23 protein-coding genes are annotated in these 20,372 nt (G+C 64.2%); 8 read left to right on the top strand and 15 right to left on the bottom strand.

Going from position 1 to position 20,372, the window contains the following annotated elements; translation table 11 throughout:
• Positions 1–25 precede the first annotated feature (25 nt).
• Together OPV09_RS04220 and OPV09_RS04215 are read left to right on the top strand one after the other, a co-directional pair.
• Complete coding sequence (locus OPV09_RS04220) at positions 26–487, top strand: OsmC family protein (protein WP_338680636.1); 462 nt, start codon at positions 26–28, stop codon at positions 485–487.
• A complete protein-coding gene (locus tag OPV09_RS04215) occupies positions 488–1,141 on the top strand; it encodes an FMN-binding negative transcriptional regulator (RefSeq protein ID WP_338680635.1) in 654 nt (217 codons plus the stop codon).
• On the opposite strand, the gene OPV09_RS04210 is transcribed toward OPV09_RS04215, so the two are convergent.
• From OPV09_RS04210 to OPV09_RS04195, 4 genes are all read right to left on the bottom strand, one after another.
• Positions 1,125–1,265: a hypothetical protein gene (locus OPV09_RS04210; RefSeq protein WP_319992213.1), complete on the bottom strand. Its 141-nt coding sequence runs from the start codon at positions 1,263–1,265 to the stop codon at positions 1,125–1,127. The two genes, OPV09_RS04215 and OPV09_RS04210, sit on opposite strands and share 17 nt — an antisense overlap.
• A gap of 2 nt (positions 1,266–1,267) precedes the next feature.
• Complete coding sequence (locus tag OPV09_RS04205; protein ID WP_338680634.1) at positions 1,268–2,221, bottom strand: AEC family transporter; 954 nt, start codon at positions 2,219–2,221, stop codon at positions 1,268–1,270.
• 94 nt (positions 2,222–2,315) lie between these two features.
• On the bottom strand, positions 2,316–2,753 hold the full coding sequence (locus OPV09_RS04200) for a CHRD domain-containing protein (protein WP_338680633.1): 438 nt from the start codon (positions 2,751–2,753) through the stop codon (positions 2,316–2,318).
• A 157-nt stretch (positions 2,754–2,910) separates the two neighbouring features.
• Entirely contained in the window at positions 2,911–3,468 is a 558-nt protein-coding gene (locus OPV09_RS04195; protein WP_034753667.1) for a winged helix-turn-helix transcriptional regulator, read from the bottom strand.
• A gap of 253 nt (positions 3,469–3,721) precedes the next feature.
• Here OPV09_RS04195 and OPV09_RS04190 point away from each other — a divergent pair, with 253 nt between their 5' ends.
• Positions 3,722–3,958, top strand: coding sequence for a hypothetical protein (locus OPV09_RS04190; RefSeq protein WP_338680630.1), 237 nt, complete (start codon positions 3,722–3,724; stop codon positions 3,956–3,958).
• Here the strand turns inward: OPV09_RS04190 and OPV09_RS04185 are convergent.
• Genes OPV09_RS04185 through OPV09_RS04170 form a run of 4 tightly spaced genes read right to left on the bottom strand, consistent with a single transcriptional unit; the run spans position 3,955 to position 8,628 of the window.
• Complete coding sequence (locus tag OPV09_RS04185; protein ID WP_070305397.1) at positions 3,955–4,962, bottom strand: Csu type fimbrial protein; 1,008 nt, start codon at positions 4,960–4,962, stop codon at positions 3,955–3,957. The genes OPV09_RS04190 and OPV09_RS04185 overlap by 4 nt on opposite strands.
• Positions 4,962–7,310, bottom strand: a complete 2,349-nt coding sequence (locus OPV09_RS04180; protein WP_338680629.1) for a fimbria/pilus outer membrane usher protein — start codon at positions 7,308–7,310, stop codon at positions 4,962–4,964. The genes OPV09_RS04185 and OPV09_RS04180 overlap by 1 nt, the downstream gene beginning before the upstream one ends.
• 46 nt (positions 7,311–7,356) lie before the next feature.
• The gene (locus tag OPV09_RS04175) at positions 7,357–8,085 is read right to left on the bottom strand and encodes a fimbrial biogenesis chaperone (protein ID WP_254671799.1); all 729 of its coding nucleotides are present in this window, start codon (positions 8,083–8,085) and stop codon (positions 7,357–7,359) included.
• A 12-nt stretch (positions 8,086–8,097) separates the two neighbouring features.
• Complete coding sequence (locus OPV09_RS04170) at positions 8,098–8,628, bottom strand: Csu type fimbrial protein (RefSeq protein WP_034753434.1); 531 nt, start codon at positions 8,626–8,628, stop codon at positions 8,098–8,100.
• A 208-nt stretch (positions 8,629–8,836) separates the two neighbouring features.
• Here OPV09_RS04170 and OPV09_RS04165 point away from each other — a divergent pair, with 208 nt between their 5' ends.
• Positions 8,837–8,965, top strand: a complete 129-nt coding sequence (locus tag OPV09_RS04165; protein WP_257620510.1) for a hypothetical protein — start codon at positions 8,837–8,839, stop codon at positions 8,963–8,965.
• A 12-nt stretch (positions 8,966–8,977) separates the two neighbouring features.
• A complete protein-coding gene (locus OPV09_RS04160; RefSeq protein ID WP_034753432.1) occupies positions 8,978–9,784 on the top strand; it encodes a response regulator transcription factor in 807 nt (268 codons plus the stop codon).
• Here OPV09_RS04160 and OPV09_RS04155 read toward each other — a convergent pair.
• Both OPV09_RS04155 and pnuC read right to left on the bottom strand, forming a co-directional pair.
• A complete protein-coding gene (locus OPV09_RS04155; protein WP_034753430.1) occupies positions 9,781–12,348 on the bottom strand; it encodes a TonB-dependent receptor in 2,568 nt (855 codons plus the stop codon). The two genes, OPV09_RS04160 and OPV09_RS04155, sit on opposite strands and share 4 nt — an antisense overlap.
• A gap of 330 nt (positions 12,349–12,678) precedes the next feature.
• Positions 12,679–13,269, bottom strand: coding sequence for a nicotinamide riboside transporter PnuC (gene pnuC, locus OPV09_RS04150; RefSeq protein ID WP_331778504.1), 591 nt, complete (start codon positions 13,267–13,269; stop codon positions 12,679–12,681).
• Between the two features lie 137 nt (positions 13,270–13,406).
• Between pnuC and OPV09_RS04145 the strand changes: the two genes are divergently transcribed.
• Complete coding sequence (locus OPV09_RS04145; RefSeq protein WP_338680628.1) at positions 13,407–14,168, top strand: substrate-binding periplasmic protein; 762 nt, start codon at positions 13,407–13,409, stop codon at positions 14,166–14,168.
• Positions 14,169–14,174: 6 nt separating this feature from the next.
• On the opposite strand, the gene OPV09_RS04140 is transcribed toward OPV09_RS04145, so the two are convergent.
• Together OPV09_RS04140 and OPV09_RS04135 are read right to left on the bottom strand one after the other, a co-directional pair.
• Positions 14,175–14,876: an isochorismatase family protein gene (locus OPV09_RS04140; RefSeq protein ID WP_198511246.1), complete on the bottom strand. Its 702-nt coding sequence runs from the start codon at positions 14,874–14,876 to the stop codon at positions 14,175–14,177.
• A gap of 78 nt (positions 14,877–14,954) precedes the next feature.
• Positions 14,955–15,821 carry a pirin family protein gene (locus OPV09_RS04135; protein WP_139092187.1) on the bottom strand — a complete coding sequence of 289 codons (867 nt, stop codon included), beginning with the start codon at positions 15,819–15,821 and terminating at the stop codon, positions 14,955–14,957.
• Positions 15,822–15,940: 119 nt separating this feature from the next.
• On the opposite strand from OPV09_RS04135, the gene OPV09_RS04130 reads away from it, so the two are divergent.
• Both OPV09_RS04130 and OPV09_RS04125 read left to right on the top strand, forming a co-directional pair.
• On the top strand, positions 15,941–16,846 hold the full coding sequence (locus tag OPV09_RS04130; protein WP_338680627.1) for a LysR family transcriptional regulator: 906 nt from the start codon (positions 15,941–15,943) through the stop codon (positions 16,844–16,846).
• A gap of 46 nt (positions 16,847–16,892) precedes the next feature.
• The gene (locus OPV09_RS04125; protein ID WP_338680626.1) at positions 16,893–17,696 is read left to right on the top strand and encodes a metallophosphoesterase family protein; all 804 of its coding nucleotides are present in this window, start codon (positions 16,893–16,895) and stop codon (positions 17,694–17,696) included.
• On the opposite strand, the gene OPV09_RS04120 is transcribed toward OPV09_RS04125, so the two are convergent.
• From OPV09_RS04120 to bla, 3 genes are all read right to left on the bottom strand, one after another.
• A complete protein-coding gene (locus OPV09_RS04120; RefSeq protein WP_200873031.1) occupies positions 17,693–17,866 on the bottom strand; it encodes a hypothetical protein in 174 nt (57 codons plus the stop codon). The genes OPV09_RS04125 and OPV09_RS04120 overlap by 4 nt on opposite strands.
• An 11-nt stretch (positions 17,867–17,877) precedes the next feature.
• Positions 17,878–19,089 (bottom strand): RtcB family protein, encoded by a 1,212-nt coding sequence (locus OPV09_RS04115; protein WP_338680625.1) that lies wholly within the window; start codon positions 19,087–19,089, stop codon positions 17,878–17,880.
• Between the two features lie 279 nt (positions 19,090–19,368).
• Positions 19,369–20,313, bottom strand: coding sequence for a subclass B3 metallo-beta-lactamase (bla, locus tag OPV09_RS04110; RefSeq protein ID WP_338680624.1), 945 nt, complete (start codon positions 20,311–20,313; stop codon positions 19,369–19,371).
• Between the last annotated feature and the right edge of the window lie 59 nt (positions 20,314–20,372).

Here is a 20,372-nt window from a genome sequence, read left to right as displayed (position 1 = left end):
TCCCCTCTATTTTTGCGGAGCACCCATGCATCAGTTTTTCGCCACCGTGGCCTGGCAGCGCGACGGCCAGGATTTCGTCGGCCAGCGCTACAGCCGTGGCCATGAATGGCAGTTCGACGGCGGCCTGACGGTAGCTGCCTCGTCGTCGCCCCTGTCCGTGCCGCTGCCCATGTCGGTGGCGGAAAATATCGATCCGGAAGAAGCGCTGGTGGCGGCCACGTCGAGCTGCCACATGCTGTTCTTCCTGTCGCTGGCGGCGCAGCGCGGCTACGTCATCGACGATTACCGCGACGAAGCCACCGGCGACCTGGGCAAGAATGCACAAGGCCGCCTGGCCATGACGCGCATCGTGCTGCGTCCACGCATCGCCTTCGCGGGAACGCCGCCCTCTCCCGAGGCGCTGGCGGCCCTGCACCACGACGCGCACGAGCGCTGCTACATCGCCAATTCGCTGACGGCCGACGTGGTCGTGGAAGGAGCTGATTAAATGTACTCGCCTGCCAGCTTTCGCGAAGAACGCCTCGACGTGCTGCATGGCTTGATCGACGCGCATCCGCTGGGCGCGCTGGTGCGCCACGATGCCGATGGCTTGTGCGCCGACCACCTGCCGTTCGAGATCACCGCGCCCACGCCCGACGCCCCATTCGGCACCCTGCGCGCCCACGTGGCGCGCGCCAATCCGCTGTGGCGCGCCGCCGGCGGGAACGGCGAAGCACTGGTGATCTTCCAGGGCCCGCACGCCTACATCACGCCCGCCTGGTATGCGGAAAAGCAGCGCAGCGGCAAGGAAGTGCCGACCTTTAATTACGCGGTCGTGCACGCCCACGGCCCCCTGCGCGCCATCGACGACGCGGCGTGGCTGCTGGGATTGGTGGAGCGGCTGACGGCGCGCCATGAGGCAGATCAAGCCGCGCCATGGCGGGTGAGCGACGCGCCGGCCAGCTATATCGAGAAACTCTTGAAAGCCATCGTCGGCATCGAAATCCCCCTCACGCGCATCACGGGCAAATGGAAGTTGGGCCAGAACCGCAGCATGCAGGACCAGGCCACCATGGCGCGCGAACTGGCCTCCGGCACCCAGCCCGGCGCAGCGCAGGCCCTGGGTGCGCTGATCGCCGCCAACGTCACGCCAGCCAGCTGACGGTCGCCGAAAACGTCAGGAACGACAGCGCCGTCGAGACCAGAATAATGCGGGCGATGCGCGCCGTCGCTGTGCTCTCGACGATGCGCAAGGCGCGCAGCGAGGCCCGGGGCCACGCGGCCACCCTCACGCCAGCCAGCTGACGGCCGCCGAAAACGTCAAAAACGACAGCGCCGTCGAGACCAGAATAATGCGGGCGATGCGCGCCGTGTTAGCGCCAAAGCGCTCCGACAGCAGCGAGACATTGCTGGCGCTGGGCAGGCAAGCCACCAGCACCATGCAGGTCAGCGCGAACGGATCGAGCGGCGCGCCCAGCGCGATGGCCGCGTGGCCGGTGCCCCACACCAGCAGCGGATGCAGCAGCAGTTTTTTCAGCGCCACGGGCACATACTCGCCCAGCGGCGCCGGATCGGCCGTGCTCATTTGCGAACGGGCCAGCACGGCGCCGATGGTAAACAGGGCAACTGGCGAGGCGGCGTCGGCCAGCAGGCCCACCGTCTGCATCAATGGCTTGGGCAAGGCCAGTTCCAGCCACGACGACATGGCGCCCAGCACGATCGCCCACGGCATCGGGTTGCCCAGCATGCCCTTCATGGCGTTGGCGATGGCGGCGCGGCTGCCGTGCGCGCCGCCGCTGCCGATACGCGACAGGGCGATGCACAGCGAGCTGGTAATGAGCATATCGACGACGATGGTGACGATGACGGGGCCCGAGGAACGGGGTCCCAGCAAGGTCAACAGCAGGGGCACGCCCATGAAACCCGTATTCGGGAAGGCCGCCACCAGCGCGCCGAAGGCGGCGTTGTTCCAGTCGATGCGGTGGCTCAGGGTCATGGCCGTCGTGACGCCCACCATGATCAGGGCGCACAGCAGATACACGCCGAACACGCTGGCGTCGAGCAGCTGCGCGATGGGCGTAGCGGCGCCGAAGCGGTACAACATGCACGGCAGCGCGAAGTACAAGACAAAACTGTTCAAGCCGCCGATGGCGGCCAGCGGCAGCAGCGTGCGCCGCACGGCCAGGTAGCCGCACAGTACCAGGGCGAAGAAGGGAAAGGTGATGGCGAGGATGGTCAGCATGAAGCGCCATTGTAGCGCGCTGCTGCGGCTGGCCGCCGGGCGCAAAAAAAGGCCGCTCGCGCGGCCCAAGGAGGTTTCGGGAAAGCGCCAGCGGCTATGGCTTGAGCTGGGCGCGGATCTCGCCGGCCGGGTAGGCGGCGCTGTGCACGTTCACGTACAGGTTGCCGGCCTGGTAGCTCGCATACTGGGGCGGCGTCAGCATGGCGCCGGCCGGCACGGCAAACATGCCTTCGGCCGTTTTCACCAGGGGCATGATGACGGGGCCGTTGGCGCCGGCCGGCGCTTCATGGATATGCGCGACGGTGGCCAGCATGCCCGTGTAGCGCACGCCGCCGCTGACGCTGCGGTCGTGGGCGACGCGAAGCGTGCTGCTGCCGCTGGCCGTGCTGGTATTGGCCGGCACTTCCTGCGCACCCGTCAAGGTGACGTCATGGCCGCCCGGCTGATGCGGGCCATGGGAACAGGCGCCCAGCAGGGCGGCCAGCGCCAGCACGGTGGCGGCGCGGCGAGCGTGTTGTGGCAATGTAGTCATCGCAGTACTCCTTCAACGGACATCGGGTCACGGATGGCGCCTCACCCTGCACAGCCGGGCCTGCGCCGCACTTGCATTGCATAGTGCGACGGTAGCGCCATGCCGTGCAGTCCGTCTTGCTTTGCGCCAAACTCGGCGCACCTCCGCCAGCGCGTCTTCAGGCCAGATGCCCTTCCGCCACCCAGCCGCGGTTGGCGGCCGGCGCCTTCGGCTTGGGCGCGATGCCGCTGCTTTTTTCCGCATCGAGGATGATGCTGCGCATGCTGTCGCTGGCGGCAGGCCCTGGTGCGAACGCGTAATACTCGTCATTGATGGGCAAGCCCGTCGTGGCGTCGACCAGCACCGGATCGGCGGCCAGGCCCGTATCGCGGCTGGCGATGACGAGGCTGGCGCCTTCGGGCGCAAAGTTTTCATTTCCCCAGGCGATAAACGCCAGCAAGACGGGCTTGAAGGCGCGCCCGGACTTGGTCAGCACATAGTCGTAGCGAGGCGGCTTGGCGCAATACAGGCGGCGCGTCATCAAGCCGCCTTCCACCAGGTCGGCCAGGCGGCGCGTCAGGATGGTGGGGGCGATCTTGAGGCTTTTTTCAAATTCGTCGAAGCGCGTCTTGCCGTAAAACGCTTCGCGCAGGATGAGGATGCTCCACCATTCGCCCACCTTGCCCAGGCTGCGCGCAATCGGGCAAGGCAAATTATTAAAGTTGGTATGTTTCATGGCCATCTCCTCACATTGATTCAACACAACAATCGAAAAAAATTTCAGTTGCAACACGGAAACTTAGTTACTATCATTTTGAAAGTGAGCTGCTTGCCCCTGCGGCGGGCTGAAAATACGCGAAAACTCACACTTTCCTTGTTCAAGTACAATCATGGCTGGTTCTGCTCTCCCAATCCCGGTGCGAAAAACGGTGCCAGCCACGCCTTCCGGCGCTGCTGCCCACGCCCGTTTTTCACTCGATGCGTTCACGATGACCCCTTTGAAGCTTGCCGTACTGCCTGCCCTGCTCGCCCTGTCCCTTTGCCAGACCACCACCGCCGGTACCGCCGCTTCCGCAACGCTGCAGGCCACCTTCGTCGTGCAGGAAGCGTGCACCATCATCTCGCAGCGCAACATCACCCAGGTACGCTGCCAGCACAACACGCCTTATCTGCTGCACCAGCAGGCGACGCCATCGGGCACCGGCCTCGTTACCGTCACGTTCTAAAAATAAATCGTTGCCGTCACCGTGTCCTTGTAGTCGCCGGGGCGCGGCGACACCTGCGCCGGCACGCGGCCGTAAATCGTCAGCGGCACGCTGGCGCCCGTGCCCGTGCCCGTCACCATGCTCGTGCCTGCCGTGCCATCGCCCCAGGGCGCGCCATCGAGCGTGGATGACAGCAGGTAGCTGACCTTGTCCGTCGTTAAGAGGTTTTTCATTTGCCGGTTGGCCACATTGGCCGCCACGCTGCCGCCGTTCAGGGCAATCTGATAGGCGTTGTTATTCACGCAGCGCACGGACAAGGTGCTGGTGCTGCGCAAGTTGCCCGTCAGGATGGAGGCGTTGGCGAACGCCATCGGGCTGGCCGCGATGGTGCAGTCGTTGACGGCCGTGGCACTTACCGTGAAACCGAAGCTGCCGCTGGTGGCCGAGCACCCCTGCAGGTTGACGAGGCCATACGTCGTGTACGTGTAGGTGCCCACGCCGGCAAAGCTCGACGCATAGACGGTATTGGCGTTGGCGACCGTGGGTACGGCGGCCAGGGCCGTGCCGGCAGGAATCTTCGCGTACACGGTAAAGGTGGTGGAATACGTGCCTGGCGGGGCCAGCAAGCCGGCAGACAGGGTCATGCCGAAGGTCGATGGCGCGCCCGCCACGCCGGCGCCGCCCCAGATCTTCGCCGTCGCATATGAACTGTCCACGTACACGTTGTACTCCATGCGGTTGCTGCCATTGCCCAGCTTGCGCGGCAGGGCCGAGGTGGAATTCGTGCCCAGCCCCAGCGAGATGCACACTTGCGCATTGGGCGTAAGCAACTGTCCCAGGTTCAGCGACGAAAACAGGCAGCTGAAGGTGCCCGTGGCCTGCGCCACGTAATCGGTGCCGGAAATCGGGCTGACGGAGCCGAAATTGATATTCGTCATGCTGACCGTGCAGGTATCGGCCGCCTGCGCCACACTACCCCAGGCGCAGCCCAGCAGCAAGGTCAGCCATGGCAGCAGGCGGCGCATCAGCGGCCTCCTCCGGTGGCAGCGCAGCGCAACGGCCCGATCACGGGCAAGCCGCCCGCGGCCGGACGCACATACGCAAAGCCGACCGTGCACGCGCTGTCGCCCTCGCCCACTTGCAATTGATTCTGTTCGCGCAGATCGTCGACGAAAATGATACCGTCAAAGCCCACGACCGTCTGCTTGCCGCTTTGCACATGCAGCACGGGCAAGCCCGTGGCCAGCGGCTTGCCATCGGCGCCCTGCACGATGACGGTGGCGGCGCTGTAGCGTTCGACGGGAAAGGCCGCCAGCACGCCGGCCAGGTGTTGCGGTACAACCGTCATATTGGTCACGGGTACGCGCGCGTCGACTTCGAGTTCATCCGTGGCGATGCTGATCTGGTTATTGCCATAGGGATTCAAATTCGGCACCAACAGATAGCCGCTCCCGCCCGTCACGCCGATCTGGCGGTTTTCATGCAGCACAGGAATATTGCCCACGCCGCCAGTGGAGACCAGCGCAAAACCATTACCCACCTGGCGCGTCGTCTCGACATGGCCATCCATCAGCACCAGCGCGCCGGCCGCGCCCAGCGAGGAGGCATTGCCCATGCTGCTGCTTTGCGTGCGCGCGCTCACTCGACCGTCATTGCCCAGGTATTCCACTTGCGCCTGCCGGTAGGTATTGCCGCCCACCGTGCCTGCCTGCAAGTTCCAGCCGAAGCCGCCGCCAAAGTCCGCCGCGCGCTGCGCGCTGACGCTGCGGCCGCTCTCGCCGTTTTGCCGGCTGGCGCTCGTGCTGATGGACAGATTATTGTCGAAGGCCATGCTCAGGCCGACATAAAATCCCCGCTTCTCGCGTTGCCGCAAATCCTGGAACAGGCTGGCGTTCAGGAACAGGCCGTGCAACAGGGTGGCTGAATAGCCCAGGGTGGCCAGCTTCGATGACGGTGCGCCCGGTGCGCGGTAGCGGATATAGCTGCTGCTGATGCTGCTTCCCGCCGGCAAGGGCAAACTTACGGTAAAGCGGTCCGCCGCGCGCACCACGGGACTGCCGTCGCGCGAGGCCAGGTCGCCGAATCCGGCACTGGCGCGCACGCTTTGCACGTCGACGCTGAAGCGCGGCCCCATGTATTGGTAGCCTGCGCCCAGCTGCACGCCAAGGCTGTGGCCGGCACTGGCCGACAGCGATCCGCTGAGCACGCCTGCCTGGCCCAGCCGCACCAGCGCGCCCGCCCCCGCCTGATACAGGCCGGCAGCCAGTTCCGCATGGCCTTCAATCGTGAAGCTGTCGCTGACGCCATGGCGGACGGAAGCGCTGGCAACGAGCTGCCGCTCATAGCCGAACAGCCGGCGGCCATAGTCGCGCCGCACGGCGCCCGCCTCGACCGAATAATCGCTCAAGCCGGCAGCCAGCATGCGCGTATCGACATACAGGGGCAGCACGGTCGTCACGCTGCGCCCCAGGGCATCGCGCGTGATGAGGGTGGCTTGCCCGGCGCCATTGATGCCGGCCACCTGGTTCAGCACGAACGGACCGCTGGGCACGCTGGCAGCATATTGCTGCACGCCATTGACGTACAGGCTCAGCGATGAGGGCACGAGCGCCGTGCCATCGACGGAGGCGACGGGAAAGGTCAGCAGGTCGGGGCGCAGCTGGAAATTCTTGCGCCACTGCACGCCGCCCACGCGCACGGCGCGGCTCCAGCTGAGCGAAGACGAAATCAGGTCGCCCACTTGCCACGTCTGCAGGGTCTCGGGATCGGCATGGCTCCAGAACGTGTCAAAGCGCATGTATTTGCGCTGGTCCGACCCCAGGTTCACGGTGCCGGTATTGCTGAACACGCCACTGTCATTGAAATAGCGCAAGTCGTTGAAGATGGCGGCGCGCCGCGTCCGGCCCAGTTCCGCATAGGCTTCGTAATTGAGGACGGCGCCGGGCGTGACGCGTGACGGCGGCGTCTGCGGAGCCAGGCGCGCGTTGATGCGGTACGGCGAGCGCAAGTCGTCCGCCACCTGCAGCGACACGCTCTGGCGCGCCGCATCATAGTCATAGCTGAGTCCGGGAATCGCATCAAGCGCCACCTCGGTCTGACCGGGTGCGGACAGGCGCGCCGGGTCCAGCCCCAGCTGCTGCAAGTTCGCCACACTGCTGCGCAAGCCTTTGCCCACCTGGGTAAAGCGCAAGATCAGCCCGGTTGATTCAGCATTCACAGTCACCTCCAGATACAGTTCATTCGGCGCCATCGGATCGCTCGGCAAGCTGGCCGGTCCCGGATCGGCGCCCGTTTCGGCGGCCGATCCATCGGCCCTGGCCACCGGTGCCATGGCCAGCAACAGCAACAGCAAGGATGCCAGTGCGCGTCTCATGGTTTAACCCGGTTCGCGGCAAGCCCGCCCGCCATGGCGGCCCGGTTCAAGGTGTCGAATTCGTGGCAACGAGCGCCTTTGCATTCACGTTTGCCGCAATACTCAACGGTCCATCCAGTTCGGCCTCCCTGGCGACGGGCAAGCGCCAGACGCGCATGCGTGCCGCCAGGACATAACCAAACAGCCCCTTGCTGATGACAAATTCCTTGCCCGCCTGGTTCGTCAACGTCATCGCACCGATCTGTGCATGGAAATTGCCGCTGTTCTTGACACGCAACATCCACTCGCCCCGCTCGCGAAACACTTGCCAGTCGAGTATTTCCTTGCCCGGCGCACCGGCCGGCAGCACGAACACGGGCACCGAATAGCGCAAGCGGATATCGATGCCGCTGCGGCCCGCTCCATCTTCGCGGCTGACTTCATCGATGAGCACGCGATACGTCTTTTCCTGCACCACAAGACCGGCCTGGGCACGCACGAGGCGGATGGTCTGCCGGCTGTTGGCGGCGATTTCCACGATCGGCGGACTGGCCACCAGTTCCTGCGTCGGCGCCAGGGTTTCCTCGCCATCGCGCTGCTCCCAGGCGAACACCCGCACCTGTCCGTAGATGGGCTGGTCGCCGAGGTTTTGCAGGCTGATGCCGGCCGCATTCTGTGGCGCGCGCAAATTGAGCGTCACCGGCGAAATCTGCAGATTGGCGCCGTGTGCGCCCGCCGCACAGCAGGCCAGCAGCGCCAGCACGCTTTTCATCAGGGAAACAGCACCGGCCTTCACGCAGCGCCTGGCTTAAAAGTACACGGTGGCCGTGATGGTCGACTTGTAGGTATCGGGCGCCGGTGTCGCTTGCGGCGGAATATTGCCGTACACCGTGATCGGCTGCGATGAACCGTTGCCGGTGCCGCCGACGGTATTCGTGCCCTGGGTATCGCCCCACAAGGTGCTGCCGGCCGTCTGGTACAGATTGAACTGCACCGTCCCCAGGTTGCCGCCCGTGCCGCTCATATAGCGCGTGGTGCCGCTCGATCCCGTGCCCGAGCCGGCCGTCAGGCCCACGTTATACAGCGTGGTATTGGTGCAGGTGACATTCACGGTCGTATTGACGTTAACGGCAGTAGCCAGTACACCCTGACTTTGGCCAAAGTCGAGATTGGCCGCCGCGATGGTGCAATTGGCGATGATTTTCAGGGTGACGTCAAAGGTGGTGGTGGCGCTGCCATTCAGATACACGGCGGCGTCGGCGCTACGCGGCAGGAACGCCGTGGCGGCAACCGCCACGCTGGCGGCAACGATAAGGCGGGGAAAAATAACTCGCAACATGATACCTCCTGATGATGGAACATCATTAATGAGCCCACCAATATGAAGGGCATCGAGGATAGTCACGGTATTGCCGGCGTTTTCTCGGGCACGCAAACCAGGACGACAAAAAACTTGTGCCGAGAGTCAGGAACCCGGGGACTCCGGCATTGTTTGCAGCATTTGCAAAACAGATTTTTTGGCAATCGACATTGCTTAAAATCAATGCATGAGCGAATTATTGGCGATCTGGGAAATCCGCGCTTCTTCTGGCGGAGAAACATCTTTTGAAACACGAGAAAAGCAGAAAAAAAAGAAAAAGCAGGGCATAATAAGCAACAACTTGCTATTTGGTTAAGTCATCCATGCCATGCCATTGACCAGCGAAACCATCAAAAAGAATATCCTGCTCGTGGACGATTCCGCGTTCGAGCAGCGCATGCTGATGGAGCTGCTCAGCGAGCAGCCCTATCGCTTCAGCATTGCCTTCAATGGCTACCAGGGCTACCAGCTGGCATTGGCCACGCATCCCGACCTGATCCTGCTCGACGTGCGCATGCCCGAGATGGATGGCTACACGGCGTGCCGTTTGCTCAAGGCCAATCCCGAAACGGAACAGATACCCGTGATCTTTCTCAGCGGCGCCGATGCCGCCAAGGAACGCATCATGGGCTTGCAGGTGGGCGGCGTCGATTACATTTCCAAGCCCTTCCTGCCGGAAGAACTGGCCGCGCGCATCCATATCCATCTGGGATTGATGCGTAGAAGCAACAGCACGCCACCGACAGCGCCCCCGGTCAGCGAGCGGCAGCAGCATCCGGACCTCGTGTTTGTCAATGCCGTCAAACAACTGATTCTCGACAACCTGGGCAGCCTGCCCAACCTGTCCGAAATCGCCCGCAGCGTGGGTACCTACCGCGAAAAGCTGACCCTGATGTTCCGCGAGCAGACGGGCATGACGGTCTTCGCTTTCATCCGTGAAGCGCGCATCGCCCGCGGCGTGGAACTGCTGCAGCAGACCGAGATCGACGTGCAGGATATCGCCCTGCTGATCGGCTTTCACAACGCGGGCAACTTCGCCACGGCCTTCCGCGAACGCATGGGCGTCACGCCCAGCGCCTACCGCCAGCGCCTGCATGAACAGACGGGCCAGCGGCAGGTGTCAAACGGTCATTAGAACTTGTAGTTCAGCTTGAGCGAGGCGAAGCGGCCGCGCGGGTCGGCCTGCGTATAGTCGAAGCCCGAGGCCGAGTAATCCCACGGCGCGCGCTTGTTGGCCAGGTTTTGCACGATGAAGGTGACGTTCGCCGCTGGCGTGACCTGCCAGCTGGTGGTCACGTCAAACGTGCTGAAGGCGGCCACGGATTCATCGAGATGCGTGTTTTGCGCATAGCTGCCCACGTAGTTCCAGGTGAGCGTGGACGACCACTTGCCCTGCTCCCACGTGGCCGATGTGACACCGCGCCATTTCGGAATCGAGCCGAAATAATTGGTGCCGGCACCATCGGTGAGCGGGGCGCCGTCGGACAGCGGTTCGGCAAAGCGCAGCACGCGGCTCAACTGGCCGGCCAGGGTCAGCTTGCCCCAGTCCTTGTCGACGAAGCGCTGGCGCAGGTCGAGGTCGATACCCGACACTTCGCGCTGTCCCTGGTTGCGGTACTGGCGGTACAGGGTCGTGATGCGGCCATCGGCATCGCGCGTGATCTTCTGCGGCGCCGACGCTTCATTGGCGAGCGTGGTGGTGGCGCTTTCCGTGCCGATCACGCCATCCTGCTTGATGCGGTAGTAATCGAGGCCGATGCTCGAACTGCTGGTCGGCGACACCACCACGCCCAGGTTCAGGTTATTCGAGCGCTCCGGACGCAGCGCCGTATTGGCGATGGTAATGGCCGTCACGCCCCGCGTCTGCGTGGGCGTGATCGGGTCGCGCGGATCGAGCACGCTGACGTAGCTGACGGCCGTGCTTTGCGTGATTTCCGGCAGCGACGGCGCGCGGAAGCCGCGCGACACGGTACCGCGCACCAGCAGCCACGGCGCCGCCTGGTAGCGCGCGCTGGCCTTCGGCGAAAACGCATTGCCGAAATCGCTGTAATGGTCGGCGCGGCCCGCCAGATTGACGGACAGGTCTTTCACGACGGGCACGTTGAATTCGGCAAACAGGGCCGACACGCTGCGCGAACCGTTGATGATGTTGATGGCCGGACGCAGCTCCGTGCCCGACAACACGGCCGTCGAGGTTTGCGAATCCATCTTTTCGCGGCGCCACTGCGCACCGGCGGCAAAGCCCAGCGGACCGGCCGGCAATTGCCACAGGTCTTTCGCGGCCGAGAAATCGACGGTGTCGAGGGTCGACTCGGCCGGACGCAGGGTCGACAGGCGCAGGCGGTTGCGCACCGCTTCGCTGTTTTGCGACTGGTCGAGGAAGTTATAGCTGCCATCGGCCAGCACCTTCTGGAATTCGTAGCGGTTGACGAAGTTCTGCACGGTTTCTTCCAGCTTGCTGCTCGAGTGGCCCACGGCCGTATCCCAGTCCCAGCCCGCCAGCGTGCCTTTGACGCCCGCCAGCGCGCGGTAGAAGGTGACCTTGTCCTGTTTCAGGCGCGGCCCCAGGTCGAACAGGGTCGCCGTGAACGGCAGGGGCGTGGCGCCCGGATTGTTCGGATGGCCGACCGGCAGCACGACGGGGATGGTGTCGAGCGCCTGGGTGGCGTTGTTCCACACGCGCGTGGCATTGTTGACGGTGAGCGGCGCGCTGAAGGTCTGGTCGGCGCGCGAATAACTGTGCAGCAAGTCGACGTACGCTTCCGTGTCCGCGTTCAGTTTGAAGGTGGCGCGCGCGGCCGTGTGCACGCGCTGGATGCCGGGGATCAGGGTTTTATACGGCGACGGGTTATACGCGAGCACTTGCCCCGTCTTGCCGGGCGTGATGTCGCCATAATTGACCAGCTGCAGCGGTCCGCGCACGCCGCCCAGGGTCCGCGTCGGATCGCTGCCCGCATAATTGGTGGCTACCCAGCCCAGCGCGCCACGCTGCTGATTGCGGAAGTCCGCATCGCGCATCCACGCCACGTCGCTTTGCTGCAGCTTGTCGCGCTGCTGCGCGTCGATCGAGAAGACCAGGCTGTAGCCGTCTTCCTCGAGCTTGCCGAAACCCGTCTGCAGCGCCGCGCTCTTTTCATGCTGGCCCGTGCCTTCGGTCGAGCCGCCCCACTGCGCCGTGATGTCCGTGCCCGTGAATTCCTTGTACAGGATGATGTTGACGACGCCGGCCACGGCATCGGAACCGTAGATCGACGAGGCGCCATCCTTGAGCACCTCGATGCGCTGTACGGCCGCCATCGGCAGGCTGTTCAGGTCGACAAAGGTTTCCTGCAGGTTTTGCGCCGTCGCATAGCTGGCAACGCGCTTGCCGTTCACCAGGATCAGGGTATTTTTCTGGCCGATGCCGCGCAGCGACAGGCCCGAGGTGCCGGCCGAGAAACTGCCCGTATATTGTTCGTTGTAGCTGTTGCCGCTGTTGGCGGAGATGGCGCGCAGCACATCCGACACGCTGGTCTTGCCGCTGGCTTTCAATTCCTTGGCCGTGATGACCTGCACGGCGCTGGCCCCCTCTTTTTCGCTGACGCGGATATTCGATCCAGTGACGTTGACGCGCAGCATGTCGTCCTCGGCATGGGCGATGGTGGAGACGGCGGGAAAGGCGGCGGCGATGGCAAGACTGATGGCGAGTGGTTTGAACATGGTTTCCTCTTATTGGGATTGCAGCCTTTTTCAGATAAAAAAGGCCGAGCAGGGGCACACGGACCGGATTGGCCTGCGGGCAAAACGACGACGGGGGGATGAAGGAATTACGGGATGCGTGGACGGGCACGCATCGGCATCCACTGCGCCATGCATTGCATGGTCAGCGGGTGCCGGGCGGCGTAAAAACAGGCAGAAAGGGTAAAACGCAACATAAAAGACACCGGTAAGCGGGGAAAGGCCACTATATCCCGGTGTCTTTATGGGGTGAACGAATTAAAAATTGAATGTATATACGATTTGGATCTAAGGACTTGGTTTTTGGCAATATCAGGCGTCGGCCAGCGCCGGCGGTGCGGCCGCCGCGCGGCGTGCCTGCACGCTCCACCAGTACCAGGAAATGACGGCGTTGACCCAGTAGGCCGCATACAGCACGGCTGTCAGGTGCAGGCCGCGGCTGTAGTAGAGCGGCACGGCGACGGTGTTGACGAGCAGCCAGAAAGCCCACGTTTCGATGCGGCGGCTCATCAGCAGGAATTGCGCGATGATGCTAAATACCAACACCGCCGAATCGATGAATGGCGCGTAGGCGTTCGTGAAGCGGTGCAGCAGCATGCCGTAGATCGCCACGGAGGCGATACCGGCCGGCACGACCCAGGCCAGGCTGCGCCAACCCGTGCGCGTGATCGGCAACGGCTTGCCGCCGGCGCCGCGCCGCCATTGCAGCCAGCCGATGACGCAGGTGACGATGAAAAACAGCTGCAGCATCACGTCGGCGTACAGGTTGACCTGGAAAAACAGCACGGCAAACAGCACGCAGCCGACCATGCCGATCCACCAGGAATGAATGTTGTTGCGTCCGGCCAGGATGATGGAAGCAGTCATCAAGACATTGGCGGCGATCTCGAGCGGGGGAGTCAAGCGGATTTCCTTTGGATGAAGACACGCCGCCACTATAGCCCATTTGATATCCGCAACCCGCCATGCACTGCTTGACTTCCGTGGCCATTCTGGCAAATTGCTAAGCAGTACCCCCTGAACCACTGCGGAGATGTTCCATGCGCTTGCGCCACGTGCTGCTTGCGGCAACGCTGCTTGGCAGCGTCCTGCCCGCCCTGGCCTGCCGCATGACGATGGCGCTCGAGCAATGGCCGCCGTATGTCTACCGCGACGCCCAGGGCAGTTATACGGGCCTGGACCTGGAACTGCTGCGCGCCATCTTCAAGGAGGCGCGCTGCACCTTGCTGACCGTGCCGGAACTGCCCACGGCGCGGCGCCAGTTGCTGTTCCAGAAAGGCGAACTGGACCTGCTGCCCGCCGCGTCCGAGACGCCGGAACGCCACTCCTATGCCCGCTTTTCCCTCTCGTATCGCGATGAAGCCGTCGGTGTCTTCAGCAAATCCGGCGCGCCCGGCAACCACCGCCAAGTCGCCAGCTTCGCGCAGCTCGCGCGCGGCAAGTCCACCCTGCTGGCGCCCAAGGTGGGCTGGTACGGGGCCGACTATGCGGCGGCCCGTCCGGCACTGGAAAAAGACGGCCGCCTGAATACCTTCGGCAGCTTCCGGCAAGGCATCCTCATGCTCGACGCGGGCCGCGCCGACCTGTTGCTGGGCGACGTGCTGGCCGTGCGCCACGAAGCGCGTCTGCAGGGTGTGGCCTTGAACACCCTGCCCTTCCTGGCACTGCGCGCGCCCGTGCACCTGATGCTCAACGCGCGCACGACCAGCCCCGCCGACCTGGCGCACCTGAACGCCGCCATCACGCGCCTGGAACAGCGCGGCGTGCTGGCGGCGATACGCAGCAGCTACGAAGCGCCATAGCGGCGGTCAGCCCTTCGATGCCGCCTCGAGGATTTCCAGCTTCGTTTCGCGGCCATTCTTTTGCACGCCCTGCGCCTTGTCGTAGCTTTCGATCAGCGCGCGGTACGGCGGTACGATATGGTCGGTCATGATGGCGGCGAACTCCATCGCATCGGCGCGGTTCCAGGTGCTCATCACTTCAGCCAGCACGGCATACGTGTCGATCGGCACGGCGCCCGCTTGCGTGACGCGTGCCATGGTGATGTCGGTGGCCATCTTCGACCAGTTGCCCGAGGCGTCGATGATGGCAAACACCTTGTAGCCGGCCGCCAGCGCGCTGATGGTGGGAAAAGCCATGCACACGCTGGTGAGCGTGCCGGCGATCAGCAGGGTCTTGCGGCCCGTCTTTTCAATCGCTTCGACCCAGGCCGGATTGTCCCAGGCGTTGATCTGACCCGTGCGCGGGATGTAGACGGCTTCCGGGTTGAAATGGTGGATTTCCGGGATCAAGGGGCCGTTCGGGCCGTCGGGCACGGACGCGGTGGTAAACGTCGGCATCTTGGCCAGGCGCGACAGCTTGGCCAGCGCCGTGACGTGGCCGCGCAGCACGTGCTGCTCGATGTCGCGCACCAGCTGGAACAAGCCGCTCTGGTGGTCGATCAGCAGCATGACGGCGTCGTCGGGATCGATCATCGGTGGCAAACCTTGGAAGTTGGCGGGGGTGCTCATGGTGGTCTCCTGAAAAACCGTGCCGCGGGATGCGGCACGGGTACTACACAAATTCGCTACACAAACTCACTGCACAAATTACTTCGCGATGCGGGCGAAGCGGCCGCTGTTGAAATCCTCGAACGCCTGCGCGATTTCCGCTTCGGTGTTCATGACGAAGGGGCCATGGCCGACGATGGGTTCATCGATCGGCTCGCCACTGAGCAGCAGCACCACGGCGTCGTTGTTCGCTTCGACGGTGATGCTGTCGCCATCGCGCTCGAACAGCGCCATCTGCGCTTCGCGCACCACGCTCTCGCCGTTGACCAGCACCGTGCCATGCAGGACGATCAGCGCCGTGCTCCAGCCGCGGGTCACGGGCAGTTCCGTCAGCTTGCCCTGGGCCAGGCGCACATCCCACACCTGCATCGGCGAGAACGTGCGGGCCGGCCCATGCTGGCCAGCGAAATCGCCGGCGATCACGCGCACGGAACCTGCATCGTCGGGCAGCGCCAGCGTGGGTATCGTGTCGCTGGTGATGGCCTGGTAACCGGGCGCCGTCATCTTGTTTTTCGCCGGCAGATTCACCCACAGCTGCACCATTTCCAAGGTGCCGCCCGACTGCGTGAAGGCAGGCGAGTGAAACTCTTCATGCAGGATACCGGCGCCGGCCGTCATCCACTGCACGTCGCCGGGGCCGATCACGCCGCCCTGGCCCGTCGAATCGCGGTGCGCCACTTCGCCCTTGTAGACGATGGTCACCGTTTCAAAGCCGCGGTGCGGGTGCGAGCCGACGCCGGGCGGACGGGTGCCGGGGGCAAATTCGGCGGGGCCGGCATAGTCGAGCAGCAGGAATGGGCTCAGCTGCTTGCCATGGCCGTTATACGAAAACATCGAGCGCACGGGGAAACCATCGCCTACCCAGTGCTGGCGCGGTGCGCTGTAGATACCTGTGACTTTGTTCATCTCGATCTCCTGTTGAGGTTTGCATTACGATGAAGACAGAATAGACCTGCAACGATGAAGCGGGTAGACGGTAAAATAGGCCATCAGCGTTCCAAAAATAGAACGATCAAGGAGGTGGCATGCAAGATCTGAATGACTTGTACTACTTTGTGCAGGTGGTCGACCATGGCGGCTTTGCGCCAGCCGGGCGCGCGCTGGGCATGCCGAAATCCAAACTGAGCCGGCGCATCGCGCTGCTGGAAGAGCGCCTCGGCGCACGCCTGCTGCAGCGCACGACGCGGCATTTTTCCGTCACCGACGTGGGACAGACGTTTTACGAGCATTGCAAGGCGATGCTGGTGGAAGCGGAAGCGGCGCAGGAAGCGATCGAACTGACGCGGGCCGCGCCGCGCGGCACGGTGCGCCTGTCCTGCCCCATCGCCCTGCTGCAATCGCTGGTCGCGCCCATGCTGGCCGGTTTCATGCGCGCGCATCCGCAGGTGACTCTGTTATTGGAAGCGAGTAACCGACGCGTCGACCTGGTGGCCGAGGGCATCGACGTGGCCATCCGCGTGCGTCCGCCGCCGCTGCCCGACAGCGACCTGGTGCTGCGCGTGCTGGCCGAACGGGGCCAGTGCATGGTGGGCAGCCCCTTGCTGTTCGCCGGTGCACCGCTGCCGAAGGCGCCGGCCGACCTGGCCGACTGGCCCAGCCTGGCCCTGGGCATGCCGCAACAGTACTACCAGTGGGATTTGCATGGCCCCGATGGGGCGCGCGCCCAGCTACGCCATACACCGCGCTTCGTCACCGGCGACATGCAAACCCTGCGCGACGCGGCCGTGGCCGGCGTGGGCGTGGTGCAGCTGCCGACCATGATGATCACCGAGCAGGTGGCCAATGGCAGCCTGCTGCCGCTGATGGAGCAGTGGCGGCCGCAGCGCGAAATCATCCACGCGGTATTTCCCTCGCGGCGCGGCCTGCTGCCGGCCGTGCGTGCGCTGATCGACTACCTGGCGCACAGCTTCGCCACGCTGCCGGAAGAGTGAAGGTTTTCAGGTACGATGGTGCTCTTTCAACAGGCGTGAAAACAGCATGCGTTTATTGATACTGTCGGACCTGCACCACGAGCTATGGCGCGATGAAGCGCCGCAGGGCGACCTTGCGCTCAGCTGCCCCGACGCCGTCATCCTGGCCGGCGACATCGACACGGGCTCGCGCGCCGTCGCCTGGGCCGCCAACGCGTTTGCGGGCCTGCCCGTGCTGTACGTGCATGGCAACCACGAAGGCTACGGCCACCATCTGGACAAGGTGCGCCAGGAGCTGCGCGCGGCCTGCGCCGCCACGCCCAACGTGCATTTTCTCGATGCGGAGTCCTATGTGATCACCGACCAGGCAGGCAACAAGGTGCGCTTCCTGGGCGCCACCCTGTGGACGGATTTCCGCCTGCTGGGCGACGACATGCGGCAAGCGGCCATGCGCGATGCGGAAGCCGTCATGAACGATTACAAGCGCATCCGCCTGGCCGGCATGGGCTTTCGCAAACTGCGCGCGGCCGATACGGCCATGTTCCATGCGCAGCAAAAAGCATGGCTGGCGCGCGAACTGGCGCAGTCCTTCGACGGACGCACGGTGGTCATCAGCCACATGGCGCCGTCGCTGCTGTCCGTCGACGATGCCTACGGCAGCGAAGGGTGTACGCCCGCCTACGCCTCGCGCCTGGACGACCTGGCCGCGCAGGCGGACCTGTGGGTGCATGGCCACCTCCACGTCTCGCGCGACTACCGCATCGGCCGCTGCCGCGTCGTCAGCAACCCGTGCGGCTACAAGACGCGCAGCGGCACGCCGCAAAATCCCGCTTTTGATCCGAACTTCATCGTCGACTTGCCTGTCCGCTAATCATCAACTTTGAGGCGGCCCGCCAGCATTTGCTGCAGGCGGTGCTTGCCGGCCCGGCGCGCCGCGCGCGGCGACGCCTCCGACTGGTGCGCGCCGGCGCCGCCGCGCAGTTTCGCTGCCGCCACCAGCGGGTTGCGCGGCTTGGACGTGGCTTTCACTTTGATTTTCATATGCTCTCCTTTCAACCCTTGATGCAGACGACCTGGCGCAAGGTATGCACCACCTCCACCAGGTCGCTCTGGTGCGCCATCACGGCGTCGATATTTTTATAGGCGGCCGGAATCTCGTCGACCACGCCGCCATCCTTGCGGCATTCGATACCGGCAGTCTGCTCGGCCAGATCGAAGCGGTCGTAACGGCGCTTCGCCTCGCTGCGGCTCATGCTGCGCCCCGCTCCGTGCGAGCAGGAACACAACGACTCCGGATTGCCCTTGCCGCGCACGATGAAGCTGCGCGCGCCCATGCTGCCGGGGATGATGCCCAGCTCCCCCTGCCGCGCCGAAATGGCGCCCTTGCGCGTCACGTACAAGTCGGCATTGCCATGCGTTTCGCGCGCGATGTAGTTGTGGTGGCAGTTGATGGCCTCTCCGTCGAGCTGGAACGGCGGCGCAAACTTCGCCAGCACGTCGAGCACGCGGCGCATCATCTCGCTGCGGTTGAGCAGCGCATAATCCTGCGCCCAGTCCACCGCTTCCACATAGTCGTCGAACACCGTGGAGCCTGCACTCAGGTATGCCAGATCCGCGTCCGGCAGTTGCCGCAGCTGGTGGCGCCGCATGTCCTTCTGCGCGGCGGCGATGAAGTATCGGCCGATGGCGTTGCCGATGCCGCGCGAGCCCGAATGCAGCATGATCCATACCCGCTGCTCCTCGTCGAGGCAGATCTCGATGAAATGGTTGCCGCCGCCGAGGGTGCCGGCCTGGCAGATCCACGTGCGTTCGAACTGGCGCAGCATCTTGGCGATGCCGCGGTGACGCTCGACGATGTGCTCCAGGCGGCCGGCGAGGGGACGCGCGGCGCGTGCATGGCGCGAACCCTGCACGCGGCTCCAGTCGTGCTGCTCGAAGCCGACGGGCACGTCCGCTTCGATGGCACTGCGCAGGCGCGCCAGGTTGTCGGGCAAGTCGCTGGCCGTCAGGGTGGTGCGCACGGCGTTCATGCCGCAGCCGATGTCCACGCCCACGGCGGCCGGAATGATGGCGCCGCGCGTCGGAATCACGCTGCCGACGGTGGCGCCGATGCCGGCATGCACATCGGGCATGGCCGCCACATATGGATGGACGATGGGCAGGCTGGCGATATTGTGCAGCTGGCGCAATGCCTGCGCGTCGATATCGTCGGTAAAAATATGCACGGGCACATGGGCGCCGCGCAAGGTCTGATGAATGGGCATAACGGTGTTCCTGATGTCTGCGTTATGCCGGGGTCCTGGTAAACCAAAAAACCCCGGCGAGTTTCCTCACCGGGGTTTTCAAGGACACCGGCTCGGGATCGGCAAGATGCCGATGGCCCCGAGCGTCATGCACGGGGCTAGTGGAAGTACGACTTGCTGCCAGCCTGCTCGAACATGGGTATCCTTTCTTTTGTTGGGTTAATCTGCACTGCGGACGATGATTCTGCACCGGATGCTGCAGTGCGTCAACCGCTTTTCATGGCGAACGCGCCAACGTTGTTATTTTGTCGCAGCCGCTTTTTCCTTGGCGATGCGCGCATCGAGCTTCGCTTCATTTTTGGCCGCGTAGCTGCTGCACGCCTGCGCATCGATGAAGGGATTCGGCGTGACGCCTTCCAGCAATTGCGTCAGCTTGCGGTCGCCGCCGGAATGGTCGGGATGGGCCGAGATCAGGATGTCGCATGGCAGTTTGGCGAAGTCCTGCATGACGCGGCGGAAGGCCGGCGTCAGGTCAGCATGGCGTTCATCGCCCAGGTAGTGAAAATCGTCGGCCGCCACCGGCGTGAGGCTGGCGCCAAACACGACGTTCAGGCAGTCCGTACGCTCCGCATCCTCGCACGACACCCAGGTCCAGCTGGTGCTGCCCGGCGTATGGCCGGGCGTGTAGCGCGCCGTGACGGTCACGTCGCCCAGCTGCAGGGTTTCGCCATCGGCGATTTCGCGCACGTTTTCCACGGCCGGCATGGGGTCGATTTCGCCCGCTTGCGGGTCCATGGCGAGCACCGAGCCCGCGCGCAGCGCCTGCGCGCCGAGCGGGCTGGCGACCACTTGCGCACCGCTGTCGCGGGCCAGGGCGGCAATGCCGCCTGAATGGTCGAAATGCGCTTCCGTATTCAGGATGAACTTGATGTCTTCCAGGCGAAAGCCCAGCTCGAGGATATGCTCCTTGATGGCGGCCACCGATTGCGGCAACGCGCCGTCAATCAGGATCAAGCCCTCGCGCGTATCAATCAGCACCACGCTCAAGCCGCCCACGCCGACGTAATACGTGTCGCCGTGGATGCGTGCCGGCTGCTGCGGGCGGTTCCATTGCGCCGCATACGGCGAGGCGATCGGCTGCGTCAAGGGATCGATGGCAGGCGTTTCCGCATGTGCGGCAAACGGCAGCGCCATGGCGGCCAGCGCGATGCTGAGCAAGGACTTGGGAAGGAAGAAAGGCGGCATGCGGCTCCAGGGTAAGTTGCGGTAATCGATGCCATAGGGTAACGTCGCTACCCTCGCGC

Source organism: Janthinobacterium sp. TB1-E2 (genome assembly GCF_036885605.1).
Classification (GTDB): domain Bacteria; phylum Pseudomonadota; class Gammaproteobacteria; order Burkholderiales; family Burkholderiaceae_D; genus Janthinobacterium; species Janthinobacterium aestuarii.
Note: the sequence above shows the minus strand (reverse complement) of the source record. Positions and strands in the feature narration are given on the sequence as shown.